The following is a 17915-nucleotide window of genomic DNA, read 5'->3' as shown; positions in this document are numbered from 1 at the left end:
AAAGCCACTAATCTAAATTTTATTGCTTACATCCAGCTAAAGCTGGACGCTATACATTTTCTTTCTTTTTATTCTATTTTAGTTTACATCAAACTAAAGCTGGACGCTAAAGATTTTTATGAATACAATTTATGCTTTCTCAATTGCTTTAAGTGTTTCTTCTTTTATATCTTCGTTTAAGCCTAAGTTCCATGACTTCTCAATTTCTTCGAGGCTTTTTCCTTTGGTTTCAAAAAGTTTCTTTTTTGCATAGACGAATGAAAGTATACAGAAGAATGAAAAAACAAAAAATGTTGCTGCAATACCCAATCCATCTCTCATTATAGGAAATAGCAAATTGACAATCCAGTCGGCAACCCACATCGTCATAATGCATATTGACAATGCTGTTCCTCTAATATGTGTTGGGAAAATTTCTGTTGAGATTACAAATTTTAATGGTCCAAGGGAGAAGGCAAAAAACAACAGAAATAAGATGATACAAAACAGCATATACCAGCCTGTAATATTCATCATAAAACAAAAACCTGTTAGAGCCAATGCAAAAGCGGCACACAACGAACCTACTAAATACAAAGGTCTTCGCCCCCAAGTGTCTACTTTAAAAATGGCTACAAATGTAAAAAGCACATTCGCCAGACCCAATATTACCTGATAAAACAATGCATCGCTGGTTACAATCCCTGCCGATTTTAAAATTGTTGGCCCGTAAAAAATAACTCCGTTAATACCGCTAAATTGTGATAAAGCGGTAAGTACCATTGCCAAAACCAACAATTTACGCAAAGGCGAACGAAGTAATTCTTTATATCCTCCAGTTTTTTGACTGGTCATTTCCTTAATAGAGTGCAGCTCTATTTGGGCTTTTTCGCTTCCATTTATTTTATTGAGTATCTTAAAAGCTTCTTCATCGAGTCCAAATTGTACCAACCAGCGCGGACTTTCAGGAACTATTAGCAATAACAAACAAAATGCTCCCGCCGGAATTACGCCAACAATAAACATTCCGCGCCAAACATTTTCAATAAACAACCAATGAAGCAAACCCTGGCCTGTTGCGGAATGTGTTATTGCATATTTTTGAAGAAAAAAATTACTGATATATGCTGCCAAAACACCAACGGTTATGGCAAGCTGATAAAATACAACCAACTGTCCGCGTTTGTGCGAAGGCGCCACTTCGGAAATATAAAGTGGTGAAACATTTGAAGCAACTCCTACTCCCATTCCGGCAAGTACCCGAAATAAAATTAATGTTGAATACACTTCTGAAAATGCAAAACCTATTGCACTTATTAGAAACAATATGGCAGAAATGAATAATACTTTTTTTCTTCCAATTTTATCGCTCAAATAACCCGAAAAAGCTACGCCTACAATACAACCTAATAAAGCGCAGGAAACAAATAATCCTTCCTGTGCCGATGATAAGTTATATTGTATTTTTAATGGTTCGATAATACCGCTCACAACGGCCATATCAAACCCAAACAAAAAACCGCCTAATGCTGCTATTAGCGTTATGAGTGATATGAAATAATTGGTTCTTTTGGTTTTCATTCGTTTTTGGTTAGATAGTAGTTATAGTTGATGTTGACTGCTTAATTCAATAAATAAATTTTTAACACATGGAAACATAGTTTTTTGATAACCATTTGTCAGACGAACGCGCTGTCTGGCTGAGCGAAGTCGAAGCCCACGTGCCAATTGGAACGCCCTTCGACTTCGCTCAGGGTGACAATTCACAAATCCAATTATGTGAAAGAAATATATTTCTTTTTGTCACCTTCTTGTACATGCAAAATCTATGTCTCTATATGTTTAATTTAAATACATCCAAGATTTTAATTTATAGTTAATCGCATTCCTCTGGTTTTACTAGAAAAAGGCTAAATGGTGGTTCATTTATTAGTTGTCCTATAGTTCTAACACCAATTGTCTTTTACATACGAAATCACTAAAAAGGCTTTTTTACTGCCTAAATGATTGATTTTGTATTTTGGAACATTTGCCGGAATAACAAAAGTTTCGGCATATTTAAATTTTTGATTGTTTTTTCCTGCGCTTACTTCTCCAATATCACCTTCGACAAGCATACAAATATGACATTGTCCAAGAGTTTCGATCTCTATTTCTCCCGTAAATTCGTAGCGGTCAACGGCGTAAAAATGCTCTTCGTGAGTGGGTAAACTTACTTTTCTGCCGTTTGAAAATTCTTTGGTTATGCTAGGTTTCGAAATAAACTCTCTTTCAATTCTTTTGCCTTTTCGATCAAAATAAACGTTTTTAAATCCATGTTCTACATTGATTGGGCGCGGTTTTCCGTCTAAACCAGGACGAACCCAATCGTACATTTTAAATGTAAAAATATAAGGGGTACTGCTAATTTCTAATACCATATTATTCTTGCCCGAAGCATGAATGGTTCCGTTTGGAATTAGGTATAAATCGTGTTTTTTTGCCTTGAATTTTTGCACATATTTTACAATATCAATTTCTTCTGCCTTTTCCTGAGATTCGATTAAAGCTTGTTTAAATTCATCTGGATTAATATCGTCCTGAAAACCCAAATACACTTCGGCATCTTCTTCGCAATCCAAAATATAATAGGTTTCATCCTGCGTAAATGCTTCTCCAAAATTTTCTTTAATATATTCCGGACGTGGATGACATTGTACGGAAAGATTTCCGCCATCGAAAGTATCCAGATAATCGAAACGAATTGGAAAATAATTCCCAAAACGATCAGCCGCTTTTCCCAGTACTTTTTTATTATCCTGAAATAATAGAAAGTCAAAAGAAACTTCTAGTAGATTATTATTTCCTTCTAGTACAATTCCGTTTTCGGGAGTAATTAATTCAAAAGACCACGCATAGTTTACTTCGTCCTGATTCAAATCGGTGATATTATTTTTCATCCAATCGCCACCCCAAATTCCGGCTTCAAACCACGGACGTGCACGAAATGGACTTTCTAACATTAGATTCAATGAATTTCTAAAATCATTTCCTTTCATCCAGGTAATTTCATCAATACGTTGTTCGTCAATAATAAAATCTATTTTAGGCAGTAAACGTTCTTTATGAATATTTAAAACTGGCCACTCTATAAAATACAATCTTTTGTATATCTGCGAATAGACCAAAGTTTCGCTATTACCCATATTTTTTACAGCACCGGCTCGCATTCGATATTGGATTTCATTTTTAGGAACATCAACATAAAGCAATTGCCCTTCCCAATTTGATAATGAAGCTCCAGTTCCGTATACGATACAAATATCAGCACTCGTGTCTGCTTTTAATTGTTTTAAATTTTCGGCTTCGAAGAAATCAGAAAGTTCTCCCAAATATTTTTTTCCAAAAACAGGATCGTCTCCATTAAGGTTTGGCTCAATCATTTTATTGATTTCTTCGCTTGATTTTAAGCAGGAATCAATATTGTACCAAAGCACATTTTTCTTTTTTTCGATCAAAGCCGAATTTAAATGCTGTCTAAAATTTTCCCAAAGCACACCACCAAATCCATCAATAACCACAATCTTTTGTGTTGCTATTTGATTGGCCAAAGTTTCAAATCCAACCAAAACATTGGAGTTGGTGTGAAAAGATGGAAAAACATTGTATGCTCCATTTTCTTTCACAACTGCGGTAAGAGGTAATAAAGGTTGTGTGGTTTTTCTTTTAGACTGAATTGATTTTTCCATTTATAACTCGTGTGTTTTTAAACCGTACGTTTGATTTCGATGGTATACGTAAACCAGTCGTTTCGGTAATAACAAATGTTGTATTCTATTGGTTTTCTTGCAGTGTCAAGAACAGCTCTTCTTCTTTCCAGAACAGGCTGGTTTTTCTCGATTTTTAATAGCCCTGCAATACGTTTATTGGCCGCAATGGCTTTTAATTCTTCTTGCGAATACACAGGAACTACGTTGTATTTATTGCCTAATATCTCGTATAACGGTGCCTCAAAATTCTCCTCGACAGAAAGTCCAATTCGCGGATGAAAATAGGATTCGAAATAAACCATTGGGCTGTCATCGATACTTCTGGTGCGTTGCAAAAGCAAGACTTCGTCTCCTTCATTTATTTGCAGATATTTAGCAACTTTAGTGCTGGCTTTGACCATTTCTACATTCAACGAAAGATTTTTAAACTCCAATCCCATATCCTCCATCTCGTGAGTAAAACTCATCCAGTTGTTTAGGTTGGTACTGATTCTATTTTGAGACACTCGTGTTCCGGAACCTTTCTTTCTAACTAGTAATTTTTCGTTTACTAAAATGGCAATGGCCTGACGAAGTGTGTTACGAGATATTCCCCAACGTTTCGCCAAATCCACTTCTTTTGGAAACAATTCTCCATCCTTAAAATCGGGATGTTTGATCAACTCGCGAAGTAATTCTTCTACTTGTTTATGAAGCGGAATTTTGCTGTCGTGATCTAATAACGGTATTTTGTTCATATGTTCATACATATGACAAATGTAATAGTTTTTTGTTACGAACAAAATTATTTCATAAAAAATGTAACTAATTGATTACTAAACAATTTTAGTTAAAATTAATTCTTACTAAAACGATATAACAAATTCACTGATTATCAACGAATAAATTAAAAAAGGCTATTTTTTTCAACTAAAAAAAGTTAGTATGTTCCTATTAGAACTTAAAAATTTCTATCTTAGCTTTTTACAAAAAAGACTATAAGTTCATTTTACTTCTCTATTTTATAAATTCACCATACGATGAAATCGCAGTTTTATTCCTGTTTTCATTTTGGTCTTGCAATTTTTATTAAATCGATTTAGTAAATTGACTTATGTTTTATTTATTTTTTCAAAACTAACCCTTTCTGTTTCTTTTGGATTAAACCAAAAGCACCGATAAATCAAACAAAACCAAAACATGAAAAAAAAACTATTTGTATTCTTTGTCTTTTGCAGCTTCACAATGTCTTTTGCTCAAAAAACAGCCAAAGCAATTAAAGTTACTTACCAAAGAAGTTACAATGGAAAAATTAGCGAAAACCAAGATCCTTTGCTTTTATTTACCTCTAAGGATTTGAGTTTAACAACATCTGATAAAATTACGCAGCAAAAAGCAGATTTGCCTTTCGAGCAGACTTTTGTAGATTTTAATACGAAAACCATTTTACAATGGGCACAGCTTAAAGCCAATAAATCTATTTTGGGTTTGGATAATGAAGCTTTAGGAAAGCAAAAATTTGAGTTTAGTACTGAAACTAAAAAAATTCTGAATTATACCTGCAAAAAAGCAACTACATCTGTAAACTCAAATAAAATAGAAATTTGGTATACGAACGAATTAGGGTTAAAAGGTGGACCAAGTGTTCTTGGACAGGATTTAGGCTTGGTTCTGGAAACGAATCGAAACGGTAATTCTATTGTAACAGCATCCAAAATTGAAATTCTAAAAACGATTCCTTCAGTTTTAAAAATTCCTGACGTACAATCTGTAGATCAGTTAACTTATAAAGATTTATTATGGAAAAGCCGTTTTACGAACATTCCTGTTTTTAATAAAGAACAAATTAACTTTTCATCTGATTCTAAATCAAACGACAGTATTCTGCGTTTTGCAAGCGGAACTATTATTGTTCGAAAAGTAAAATTTCCTGTAATTAAAAACGGAAGCGCCATTTTTGTTGATGTAACTCAGCAATCTAATGGCGATGCTTACGACAGAACGGGATCTGTTTTTATGATTCCGATGGATAAAAAAAGTTCTTTTCTGGACGGATTAAAATCTGGTGTTAAAACTTTGCCGGTTTATGAAAACGGCGATGGTAAAAAATACCAGGGTGTTGTGGCAACTAATGAATATACTCCTTTGCTAGAATTGATGCGCTTTTTTACGCCTTTTGGTGTCAAACATTTTAATTACTTACAACTTAAAAATAAGGTTTGGCAGGATAGTGTTTTTTACCGTCAGGATATTTCGCTTTTACAGCCAAAATTGAGCAATCAGGAGGTTTACATTGGGATGTTTATTGGTAATTATGATGCGGGTGGACACAAAGCGAGTTTGAATATTTCGATTCACGAAGGTGAAGACAATAATAAGAAAGGCGATTTTATTTTACCTCTTTTCAATACTTTGAATGTTATGGAAATGGCGGGACAAGATTATGCCACAATGTTTGATAATGAAAAAGGATTAGAAATGTCGTTTGAAGTTCCGCAAGGTTATAAAAATTTCAAATTGAGTTACACCACAACTGGTCATGGCGGATGGGAAAATGGCGATGAATTTTTGCAAAAAAGGAATACTATTTTCATTGATGGCAAAGAAGTTTTTGGATTTACTCCTTGGCGTACTGATTGTGGTTCGTACCGATTGAGCAATCCTGCTTCGGGTAATTTTGGCAACGGTTTATCATCGTCAGATTTAAGCCGTTCTAATTGGTGTCCGGGAACAACTACCAATCCTAATTTGATTGATTTAGGAAGTCTTGCACCTGGAAAACATACTATTCGTGTTTCTATCCCAATGGGAAAACCGGAAGGAACGAGCAGCAGCGCATGGAATGTTTCGGGATTTTTGATTGGTGAAAGGTAATTGATAATTAAATATGGATAATATCGACTTATTGATTAAAAGGAAGTCTTTCTATATTTAAGTTTGAAAAAAAAAACTAAAATTAACTCGTTGGACGTAATTTTTAAACACATAGAAACATAGCTTTTGGAAGCTTAAAAAGGCGTTTCACTTATTTAAAATACACATAGTTATCTATGTACAAGAAATGTATTTCTTTTTGTCTCCTTTTCTAAACATAAAATCTATGTTTCTATGTGTTTATTTTTTTTACGCATTATATTCAACGAGTTAATTCTAATTTTTTAATATCTAAAGCTTTACTATCAAACCACAAAACTTCAAAAAAACATGAAAAAAATCACACTTTGTCTGCTGTTTTTCTCGATGAGTCTAACAGCAATAATGGCTCAAACTTACACTCCTACCGAAGGAAATCTAAAAAACAGAAAGGAATTTCAGGATGATAAATTTGGTATGTTTATTCATTTTGGGCCTTACAGCGTTTTGGGTAACGGCGAATGGATTATGAACAACCAAAACATTAAAGTAACGGAGTACGGAAGATTGATTAATGTTTTTAACCCGCAGGATTTTGATGCTAAAAAATGGGTTAGCATTGCAAAAAGTGCAGGAATGAAATACATTACTTTTACGACGCGTCATCACGATGGTTTTAGCAATTTTGACACTAAATTGTCTGATTGGAAAATTACCAATACGCATTTTAAAAGAGATTTATTGAAAGAGTTGGCTGAAGAATGTCATAAAGAAGGCATTAAATTATTTTGCTATTATTCGCTTTTAGACTGGACAAGATCTGATTATCAATATGAAACGGGTAAAACGGGTAAAGGAACTGGCAGAACTCAAAAAAGTGATTGGGAAAGCTATATTCATTTTATGAAAGGTCAATTAACTGAATTATTGACGAATTATGGAGAAATTAGTGGTATTTGGTTTGATGGTCACTGGGATCAATTGGATAATGATACTGATAAAACATTACAATCTAAAGTAAACTGGCATTATGATGATATTTACAAATTGATTCATTCTTTGCAGCCTAATTGTCTAATTTCAAACAATCATCATCTTACACCTATTCAGGGAGAAGATTTTCAGGCTTTTGAGAAAGATTTACCTGGCGGAAATTCTACAGGATTTGGCGGACAATCTATTTCGCAATTGCCTTTGGAGACTTGCGAAACTATGAACAATTCCTGGGGTTTTAATATCAATGACCGAAAATACAAATCGACCAAAGATTTAATTCATTACTTAATTAATGCGGCAAGTTTAAATGCCAATTTCCTTTTGAATGTGGGTCCAATGGCCGATGGAACTATTCAGCCGGAATTTGTTGAAACGCTGAAAGAAATTGGTGTTTGGATGGATAAAAACGGAAATACAATTTACGGAACGAGAGGCAATGTAATGAAACCTCAAGATTGGGGTGTATTTACTGCTAAAGGAAAAACTTTGTTTGCGCACATTATCAAGACGCCAAACGAGTCTGATTATATTTTTATTCCTGAAATGAAGCAAAAAATTAAAAAATGCTATTTGCTAGACGGCAAAAAAGAACTGAAATTCAAACAACAACCTGAGGGAACATTTGTGTATTTGAATGGCGCAAAAATCGATACAATTGATACGATAATCGAAATGCAGATACAATAGATTTATTTATCAAGACCTAACAGGTTTTAAAAACCTGTTAGGTCTATCATGACGACTCGTATACAACATATACTTTAAAATTAATTATTACAAACATGTTAAAAAAAGTTATTCTCTTTTCTGCGGTTGCGTTAATAGCGACCGAAAAAGGAACTGCACAAACTACAATTTCTGCTGAGAAATTCCTTAAGCACGACACTTATCTAGCTTCGGATAAACTGGAAGGTCGTCTTGCAGGAACAAAAGGCAATAATGAAGCTGCGGCTTACATCAAAAAATATTTTAAAAAATTTGGACTAAAAAAATTCAGTGATAGTTACTATCAGCCTTTTAAAATTTTTATAAAACCTGAAATTAATAAAATGAAATCTGATAGTGTATCTACACAAAATGTTGTTGGATATCTTGAGGGTTCTGATGAAAATTTAAAGAAAGAATTTATCGTTATTGGCGCACATTACGATCATTGGGGATGGGGCGGAAAAGGTTCCGGCAGCAAGAAAAAAGATACTATTGCAATTCACAATGGAGCCGATGATAATGCTTCTGGTGTGTCGGCTCTTTTGTCGATATTAGAAGAACTTCATCATAATAAAATTGCTCCTAAAAGAAGTATTATTTTTATTTCGTTCAGTGCCGAAGAAGAAGGTTTATTGGGCTCTAAATACTTTGTTAATCATTTACCAGTCGATAAAAACGCTGTAAAAGTGATGATTAATATGGATATGGTTGGACGATTAAATGATAAAAAAGAACTTTATATGGGTGGCGCAGGAACTTTTCCTGACGGAGTCGAATTAATGAAAAAATTAGGTGAAGGCAGCGGACTTAATCCGGTTGTTTTTGCGGGTGATGTGGGCGGTTCTGATCATGTTACTTTTTATAAAAATGATATTTCGGCAATTGGTTTGCATACGGGCGGACATCCGCAATATCACACTCCCGAAGATGATACGGCTTTAATTAACAGCGAAGGCGGTGCTTTGGTTTCTAAATACATTTATAATGCTTTGGTTGCTATTGCAAACTACGAACAGCCTTTAACTTTTATTAAACAGAATTAAAATGCTTTAAAATCCTTTGTATAGCTTCTTTACAACATGATTTACATAAACTAAAGACAAAGTCTCATTAAATAAAAATCGGCGAACTACAGTGTAATTAACTGCTAGTTCGCCGATTTTTTTGTTTGGTTTTATAAACTTAAAAGGGCTTCTCCCGAAGCCTCGGGATCGCTCAGCCTGACATAAAGGATTAAAATAATAAAAATAGAAAGTATCGTTTGTCAAAATGAGTAATCCCAAGGCTTCGGCAGAAAGGAGTTCCAACTGGAACGCGGGCTTCGACTCCGCTCAGCCTGACACAAAGGATTAAAATAATAAAAAAAGAAGTATTGTTTGTCAACCTGAGCGAAGTCGAAGGCGCTCCAATCGGAACGCATGCTTCTCCCGAAACCTCGGGATCGCTCAGCCTGACACGTAATATTTAATTACACCCAATGACAGAATGAATCTTTTTATAAAAAAAACATCTCTAAATTGAAAAACCCCAGATTCAAGAAATATCCTGAATCCGGGGTCTACCAATTACTAACAAAACATTTAAAATGAAATTATTTTACGTCCCAGAAAATTTTGGTACTTAAGTTATCTTTATCCTTAACTGTATTGTAATTATCTGTATTATAAACTCTTTCAGAATTTGGGTATGTGAAACGAGTTGGAGGAGTTTTTCTAATCGTACTAGTTTCATCATCAATGAAAGTGAACGCTGGAAGTTTTAACCTTCTTTGCTCAGCCCAAGATTCATCAGCTTGCATGATGTTGTAGTGAATGTACTTTTGAAAAGCAATTAACTTCAATTGATCTGCTGCTGTTGTAGCTCCTGCAAAATTAATTTTAGTGATGTAAGCATTTACTTCAGCAACTGTAGGTTCTGCAGTTGGTTTCCAAGTTAAAACATCCGCTTTATCACCTAATCTTACATAATACTCAATAGATTGTCTGATGGCTTTCTCGAAGTATGTTTTTGCCAAAGCTCCATTACCATTTCTAGTATAGTACTCTGCAAGAATCAAGTTTACCTCCGGAGCATTTATTAATGTACCTGGTAACCATTTGTTTTTACTGATTACTGACATATTGTAAAGTGCAATTTTAGTATCAGCAATTAATTGATCCTGAGCTCCTGATGCTAACGTTGGATCCAGTCCTACGTAAGCTGTTGCACTTGCTCCCTTCTGAAACAACCAGGCTTCACGAGGATCACTATTGGTGTTCATGTGATCAATCATTGGTTTTGGAGCAATGTTGTTATTTCCTGACTCTAAAGCGTCAAAAAATCCTGCAGTATCTAAATCTACATCTTGAGTATATACTCTAAATGCAATATTTTCAGCACTTTCGTCAACGATTTTTCCTTCAGCAATAATTTCAGCCATTTCAGAATTTGCTCTTGCTGTAAGAGCAGGAACTGCAGAAACTCTGTTTAATAACTTTAAACGCAAAGAATTACAATAGATTTTCCAGCTTACAAGATTTCCTTTATTAATTAAATCTTGATTTTTAAATACTGTTTCTACTCCAGCAGTTAAAGTAACTGAATTCAATTCTGTTGAATAAGCTTTCAACTCATCTAACATCTTAATGTAAAGCTCTGTTTGATTATCGTACTTAGCTGCTGCTTTTGAATAATCTCCACCAGTCATACTAATTTTTCCTGCCTCAGAAAACGGAATATCTCCTACGTTATCAATCATTTTTGAGGTATGATCGTACAAGTAAATCGTTGCAGTAATCATATAGATTTTGTTTGCTGCCTGATCTGCTGGAGATAAAGTAGCGTACACTTTTTCTAATTCTCTAAATTGAGTAACGAATTTGTAATACCTAACCCATCTGTCGTTTATAGTCGCTCCTGTAACATAACGCCCTGACGAATTAACAAAACCGTGAGCTTGAGTAAAAGTAAGAGAAGTTGTTCTAATTACTGTAAAGTAATTCCAGTAGGATGGGATTACATCCTCGAAGTTGATTTTCATGAACCCGGCAAATTGTTTAGGCACAGTTGTCGAAGTTACTGTAGACGGATCTCTGTATGCTTCTGCAAAATCGTCCTTTGAACAAGAGTTCAAAAGAACTGACGCAGATACTAGTGATATATATAATAATTTTCTCATGTTGTATTTTTTTAATTATAAATTATCCAATTAGAAAGATGCTCTCAACATTACTCCATAACTTCTTGTTGACGGAGTCAATCCTGCATTGTTTACGTTTTTATCCCATCTTGAACCAGCAGTTGTTGCTTCAGCATCCATATCTTTAAGTGTTCTGTAGATGTAAAATAAATTACGCCCGAAGAAAGAAAAACTTAATTTAGTTGCTCCTATTTTTTTAGCATAAGATGCTGGCACATTAAACGCTAGAGATACCTCTCTTAATTTAACATAGTCATTCTTTTGGATATACAATTCATAACGTGAACTACTGTATTGTGGTCCTCCCCAGTTGTAAGTCATGTTGTAATAACCTGCCTGAGAGATCACATTTGTGTTTGTTGCACCATCAGCGGTAACTCCATTCATCAACATACCATCACGATACAAAACTTGCCCGCCTGGTCCTGCTGTTGCACTATTAGGAACCTGAACTCCTTTACCATTACTATCCATATAGTACGTTAAACCACCACGCTCATTTGTACTATACTTCAATGATTCTTCAGTTAAACCTCTTGATATCATCCAGTTAACACCTGTAGGCATTAAATAACCTCCGTAAGAATAGTCGATATTTACATCTAATGTGAAATTTTTATACGTAAATGTGTTTAATAAACCTCCCACACCTTTTGGTGTAGCGCTTCCGTATTTAACCCATTTGTCTCCATCGATCATTAAGAATCCATCAGAGTCAACCATATCTTTCCCATTAGCATCTGTTTTAACAGGGTGTGCATAAAGACCTCCCATTGCATCACCTACAACTGATTTTAATTGAGCTGCAGATCCATCATAATCAGCATGTAATAACTCAGATGAACCGTTGGCTAATTTTACAATTTTATTGGTGTTTTTTGCCCAGTTTAAAGTAAGATCCCAAGAGAAATTTTCTGTTCTAAAAGGAGAAGCAGTCAAAGCAATCTCAAAACCTTTATTATTAAGCTCACCTACGTTTGCTAATATTTTACTTGCTCCTGTTGTTGGTGCTAAACTCAAATCAAGAATTTGATCTTTAACATCTGCATTGTAGTATGAAAAATCTAAACCTAATCTTCTGTCGAAGAATTTAGTTTCAAAACCTAGCTCATACTCTGTTTTCATTTCAGGCTTAATTCCTTCGTTTCCGTATGAATCCTGAGAGTTTGTAATTAAAACTGGATTTGCAGTTCCTTGAGTTCCTAAAGTAGTTTGAATAAATGCTACGTTTGCTCTGTAACGATCTGGATAGTTACCCACTTTACCCCAAGAACCACGCAATTTTGCATAATTAATAAACTCTGGCAATTTAACTGCATCTGATAATACAAAACTTGTATTTACAGAAGGATAAGTAAAGCTATTACTATTTGGGTTCATTGTAGATGTACGGTCTTTTCTGATTGTTCCTTCAATGAATAAATAGTTTCTAAAGCTTCCGCTTAAAGTACCATAAACGGCATCTTTCACTGTTTTATATCTTGTAGAAGTACTAGTCGCTAAACCGATAGATGAATTCATATCATACCACCCTTCAACACTTAAACCACCATTTGTAGAACGAGATAAAAAACTACCTGTTTCTTGCGTACCTTGGTAACCAAGAAGCGCATTTACACCAAAATCTTCGTTAATTTTTTTATTGTAAGTCAATAATAAATCACCATAAAGAATATTGTAGTCCTGACCTTCCATCATAAAAGATCCTGAAGTATCTCCATTTCCTCCAAATTGGTACACTAAAGGAATTTCTACAGGATTTTTACTTTCTGTGTTTACAGCAGTTAAATCAGTAGAAACTCGACCACGTAAAGATAAATCATTTGTAATTGTAAGCGTTTCAGCAACACTTGCAATTAAACGATTTGTAACTTCGTCTTGTTGTTTTGCATTTGTATTCCAGAAATAATCTGCAATATCTGCTTTAAAACCATTACGATAAATATTCTCGTTTGGCGTTAAACTTTGAGTACCTTGACCAGTAACGTATTTGTATCCTAAACTCGTTTTGTATTTAGCTTTATACCAATCACCATTATCAAATGGTCCAAGCATACCTGTAAAGTTGTTAACCAAACGATCCATTGCAAATGTACGGTTACGTACGTTTTGGTTCAAATAGCTTACCACAACATCTGTTTTCAGCTTTCCTGTTTTGAAAGATGCATTTACGTTAAAATTGTTCTTTTTGTTGTTGTTCCCCATACTCAATCCTTCAGATTCGATATGTGTATAAGAAAAACGTATATTACTGTTTTCAGTACTATTTGTAAGTGCAAAGTTTGTTGTTGCATCCCAAGCTTGTTGGAACATGTTTTTGTATCCATCTCTTTGAGCAGAATATGGACGTATAACTCCATCCCAACTCATAACTGGTTTTCCATCAAACCAAGGACCAAAGTTATTACTACTAGCTGAAACTCCTCTTGTATCAGCAACACCATCACCATTAGTATCGTAATGAGCAAAACCGTCTGGTGCTAAAAATCCTGTAGAATAATTTGCATTTGTCCATCCTGAACCTCTTTCATATTGAAATCTTGGCATGTATGCAATTTGATTCCCAGAATAACTAGTACTAAAATCAATACCTAACCCTTTTTTTCCTTTACCAGATTTAGATGTAATTAATACAACCCCGTTTACAGCCTCAGAACCGTATAATGCAGCAGCAGAAGCTCCTTTAAGAATCGAAATGTTCTCGATATCTTCAGGGTTAATATCTGCTAAACCATTATTTTTAACACGTTGTTGGTTCCAGTAATCATTGTTGTTAACCTCTCCGTCACGAATAGGCACACCATCTAAAATGATAAGTGGCTGATTTCTACCTGTAATAGAGTTTATACCACGAATTTGAATATTGATTGCTCCTGCTCCACCTGGTGTAGAACTAATACGTACACCTGGCGCTTTACCATACAAAGAGTTTGCGATTGTTGGCGAAGCCGTTTTTGTTATCGCATCTGCTTTGATTATACTTGTAGCATATCCAATTGATTTGTTCTTTTTTGTTTGACCTAAAGCGGTAACTGTAACTCCATCAAGTTCATTTGTAGCACTTGCTAATCTCGCTTTCATACCATCAACAGCTTTTAATTCTGTTGTTTTGAACCCTATCGAACTTACAATAAGAGTTGCTCCTTCTTTTACCGAAATTTTAAACACTCCATTTTCATCGGTAGATGTTTCTTGTTTTGTTCCTTTTTCTCTAACTATTGCCATAGGCACAGGTAGATTTGCATTGTCTGTAATTACTCCGGAGATTGTTTTGTCTTGTGCTTTCGCCCCTTGGAAGCACATTACCATTAGAAAGACTAATAGTGATTCGTATAACAGTTTTCTCATAATTAATATTGGTTTGGTTTGGTTTTTAATTTATTTAATTAAGGGTTCTGATTTCCTAAAAATGAGCACTAAAACCTTTAATTGTTTATTACTATTCTCTTCGAAAGAATTTAATAATAATTAAGTTTCTTGTTTAACACATCTTTACTTCTTTACATCATAAGCACATTTTTTTTGTTTAATAATTGGTCTATATTTCACTTGCTTTGTTTTCTGATCAACTACAACGTTTTAGTGCGTTGCTTTAAAAAAAAGGAATACAATTACTACACCGATTCCCTTATAGTTAGACTTCCTTTTTTCTTTTCTTTCTCAATTTCAGAATTGTTTCCTTCATTCATATGTTTCATTAATAAACGAACTGTTTTTTTTCCCATTTCTTCGATTGGCTGAGATAAAACTGTGATAGAAGGCGAATGCAATCTAAAACTATCGTGATCATCAAAACTTATAACTGCTTTATCTGTTGGAATTTTTAATCCCAATTTTCTAAAAGATTGCAACCCTGCAAGCAGCAAATAATTTGCTCCAAACAAAACCGCATCAATCTCGGTTGTATTATTCAAAAAGTCAGAGATCTTTTCTATTCTTTCGTCTTCACTAATATGATACTCAATATCAAGAATTTTAGATTCGTCGTATAAATTCACTTCTTTTAGTGCACTTATATATCCTTGCTTTCTAAGATCCATCTGAATCAATTCTGACGAATTGGTTACAAAAGCAATTTTTTTAAATCCTTTTTCCAAAAGATAATTTGTGGCTGTTTTTGCACCTTCAAAATTATCCAACACTACGTGGCTCACATTTTGCTCTTCAAAATATCTATCGAGCAAAACAACCGGACATTGAAGCTCCATCAAACGATCGATAGTTGCTTTCATATTCTTGGTTGGCGTGATAATAAAACCATCTACATTTGCCTGCAATAAACTATTAACCAACTCTACTGCTCGCTCATCATTTCCGCCTGTACTGCAATAAAAAACTCTATAATTTAAGTCTATCGCTTCTCTTTCTATTACTCTTGCCAAATCAGAAAAAAACTGATTCGAAATATCCTCTACAATAAGTCCAATAGATCTTGTTTTTCCAGTTCTCAAACTGCTGGCGATCATATTGAGTCTGAACTTCATTTCCTCAGTAACTTTAAAGACTTTCTTAATCACTTCTTTGCTTATCCCCATCTTCTCGCCTTTGTCGTTAAGAACAAACGAAACTGTGGTGACAGATACATTTGCAGCTTTGGCGATATCTTTAATAGTGATCTTTTTACTCATGAAACGTTAAGTTTATCTTAATTCTAAGTTAATTCGTTATAAGCAAATATATATTTAATAAAACGATTTACAAAAACGTTTTAGTATTTTTTTTATATCAAATTATCCATTTTAACATTTTAAAAGTATTATTCAAAATTTTAGCGCCAATAGCCTATAAATAAAACAAATACAACTTTTAAATTGAATATTAATTTTCTGACAAATCATTAAATTTTACATATATTTTAAAAAAATTAAAATCTTAAAAAAAAGCGGCAAAAATTAAGTAAAATTGTAAATTTTTTAACATAAATATATGTTAACCTCAATAAATTAAACAAATTGCCATTTTCTTCCGTTTCAAAATTCCTTTCGAAAATCAATTCTAATTTTTTCTTCTATTTTAAGATCAATTCACTGTTAAATTCTGATCGTATTTTCTTTAATTTTTGTCCTCATTTTTAAGTTGTAAGCTTTTTTTGATATTTGATTTTTACAGATACTTAAATCCTACAAAATTTTAACCTAAATAGCTCCTTTAATTCGTATTATGCATTAATTATCCTTACTAATTTTCTAAAAAACACATCAAATTGACACCTTCATCTCCAATCGCTTTCATTTTGCTTTTCAAACCTTCTTTTTTCTAAAGTTCGTAAACGATATATGCGCTTACCATCCAGTGATTTGAAGTTCCGTTTGCATTTTTTTGTGCTTCGGGAATACTAAAAATTGCTGTGTGTTTTCCTTCATTCAATTCTAAAGGAACTATCATTGGCGGAACGTTACTTCCCGGACACCAATTTGATCTACTTAAATCGCTACTTGCTATTGGTTCTTCAATTTCTTTTACGGCATAAGTTCCTTTATCATCCTGAATATAAGGTGCTTTTCTTTTCTTCAGCCAAACTCCCGTACCCGGATTAAATCGGCGAAAGCTCGCGCAATCATCTCTCCACGGAATAAAATCAATTACTTTTTTACCATCTACTTTAACGATATTCTGTTTTTTAACAAACTCATCCCCTTCGCCATGACCGCCGTGTCCAGTTGTGATGTAATATAATTTTGGATTTTTTGCTCCATTTGGTAAATTGAATTCTACTTGAAAATCTTTATAAGCAAATAACTCATCGTTTCCTTGATTGGTTCCAAAAGGTTCTGTGTTTAAAATAGGAACGATAATTTTGTTTTTTGGAAGATCGCAGCTCAACTCGCTCGGAGTCAAATTGATTGTTGCATTAACAATATGTCCGCCTTTGGTATAATTGCCAATATGAACTCCTATCCAAACTTCGCCTTGCAAAACGGTAGAAAATTGCGAAATATCTTCTTTCCATCTCACTTCTTTTTCCCAATACGGAATATAAACTGGTTTACGTTGCAAGGAATCATTGCTAAAAAAACCAATTCCAAAAGTGGTCATAAAGCGCATTAGCTCAACTGTTGGCGCAAAATTACCTTCTGGAACTATCGATTTTATTTTTGTAAATTCGTTCGAAGCAAACTTTTTTCCCTTTACAACATCTTCTAACGAATTGTTTTTATCTACCGGAAGTACAAAAATAGATCCTGCTCTGTCGTAGCGATCTCCGCCTGAAACTACGCTTACATTAATTTCATATTTTGTATTTATTTTTTGTTTTGGAAGCGTTACTTTTTTAAAAACGTATTGCCCACCGCCGTAAAAAATATTCCCATTAACATCTGTCGAAAAATCTTTGCATTTTTCGTCGTGCTGCACTCTAACCTGATTAAAGATTTCAACTTTTTGCGCCGTAATGTGATTACTAAACAGTAACGTATTCAACAGTATTGCAAAAATTACTTTTCTCATATGCTATAAATTTCTTTTGTATCTTT

General features: G+C 34.0%; 10 protein-coding genes. 3 read left to right on the top strand and 7 right to left on the bottom strand.

Translation table 11 applies throughout. The annotated features are described in order from the left end of the window. Positions 1-129: 129 nt before the first annotated feature. The 3 genes from IW18_RS00485 to IW18_RS00475 all read right to left on the bottom strand — a co-directional run bounded on the left by IW18_RS00485 (position 130) and on the right by IW18_RS00475 (position 4465). Positions 130-1560: a sugar porter family MFS transporter gene (locus tag IW18_RS00485; RefSeq protein ID WP_084607878.1), complete on the bottom strand. Its 1431-nt coding sequence runs from the start codon at positions 1558-1560 to the stop codon at positions 130-132. Between the two features lie 365 nt (positions 1561-1925). Then, entirely contained in the window at positions 1926-3707 is a 1782-nt protein-coding gene (locus IW18_RS00480) for a class I mannose-6-phosphate isomerase (protein ID WP_041515624.1), read from the bottom strand. A 17-nt stretch (positions 3708-3724) separates the two neighbouring features. After that, entirely contained in the window at positions 3725-4465 is a 741-nt protein-coding gene (locus IW18_RS00475) for a GntR family transcriptional regulator (protein WP_041515880.1), read from the bottom strand. Positions 4466-4907: 442 nt separating this feature from the next. Here IW18_RS00475 and IW18_RS00470 point away from each other — a divergent pair, with 442 nt between their 5' ends. The 3 genes from IW18_RS00470 to IW18_RS00460 all read left to right on the top strand — a co-directional run bounded on the left by IW18_RS00470 (position 4908) and on the right by IW18_RS00460 (position 9307). Further along, complete coding sequence (locus tag IW18_RS00470) at positions 4908-6581, top strand: GLPGLI family protein (protein WP_041515623.1); 1674 nt, start codon at positions 4908-4910, stop codon at positions 6579-6581. A gap of 330 nt (positions 6582-6911) precedes the next feature. After that, positions 6912-8243 (top strand): alpha-L-fucosidase, encoded by a 1332-nt coding sequence (locus IW18_RS00465; RefSeq protein ID WP_041515622.1) that lies wholly within the window; start codon positions 6912-6914, stop codon positions 8241-8243. Positions 8244-8338: 95 nt separating this feature from the next. Continuing rightward, a complete protein-coding gene (locus tag IW18_RS00460) occupies positions 8339-9307 on the top strand; it encodes a M20/M25/M40 family metallo-hydrolase (RefSeq protein WP_041515621.1) in 969 nt (322 codons plus the stop codon). Between the two features lie 548 nt (positions 9308-9855). Here IW18_RS00460 and IW18_RS00455 read toward each other — a convergent pair. From IW18_RS00455 to IW18_RS00440, 4 genes are all read right to left on the bottom strand, one after another. Beyond that, positions 9856-11421 (bottom strand): SusD/RagB family nutrient-binding outer membrane lipoprotein, encoded by a 1566-nt coding sequence (locus IW18_RS00455; protein WP_041515620.1) that lies wholly within the window; start codon positions 11419-11421, stop codon positions 9856-9858. A 30-nt stretch (positions 11422-11451) separates the two neighbouring features. Continuing rightward, complete coding sequence (locus tag IW18_RS00450; RefSeq protein WP_041515619.1) at positions 11452-14790, bottom strand: SusC/RagA family TonB-linked outer membrane protein; 3339 nt, start codon at positions 14788-14790, stop codon at positions 11452-11454. 266 nt (positions 14791-15056) lie between these two features. Next, entirely contained in the window at positions 15057-16070 is a 1014-nt protein-coding gene (locus IW18_RS00445) for a LacI family DNA-binding transcriptional regulator (protein WP_041515618.1), read from the bottom strand. A gap of 628 nt (positions 16071-16698) precedes the next feature. Next, positions 16699-17889, bottom strand: coding sequence for a peptide-N-glycosidase F-related protein (locus IW18_RS00440; RefSeq protein WP_052480022.1), 1191 nt, complete (start codon positions 17887-17889; stop codon positions 16699-16701). Positions 17890-17915: the final 26 nt, after the last annotated feature.

This window comes from Flavobacterium hibernum (genome assembly GCF_000832125.1).
Taxonomy (GTDB): Bacteria; Bacteroidota; Bacteroidia; order Flavobacteriales; family Flavobacteriaceae; genus Flavobacterium; species Flavobacterium hibernum.
Note: the sequence above shows the minus strand (reverse complement) of the source record. Positions and strands in the feature narration are given on the sequence as shown.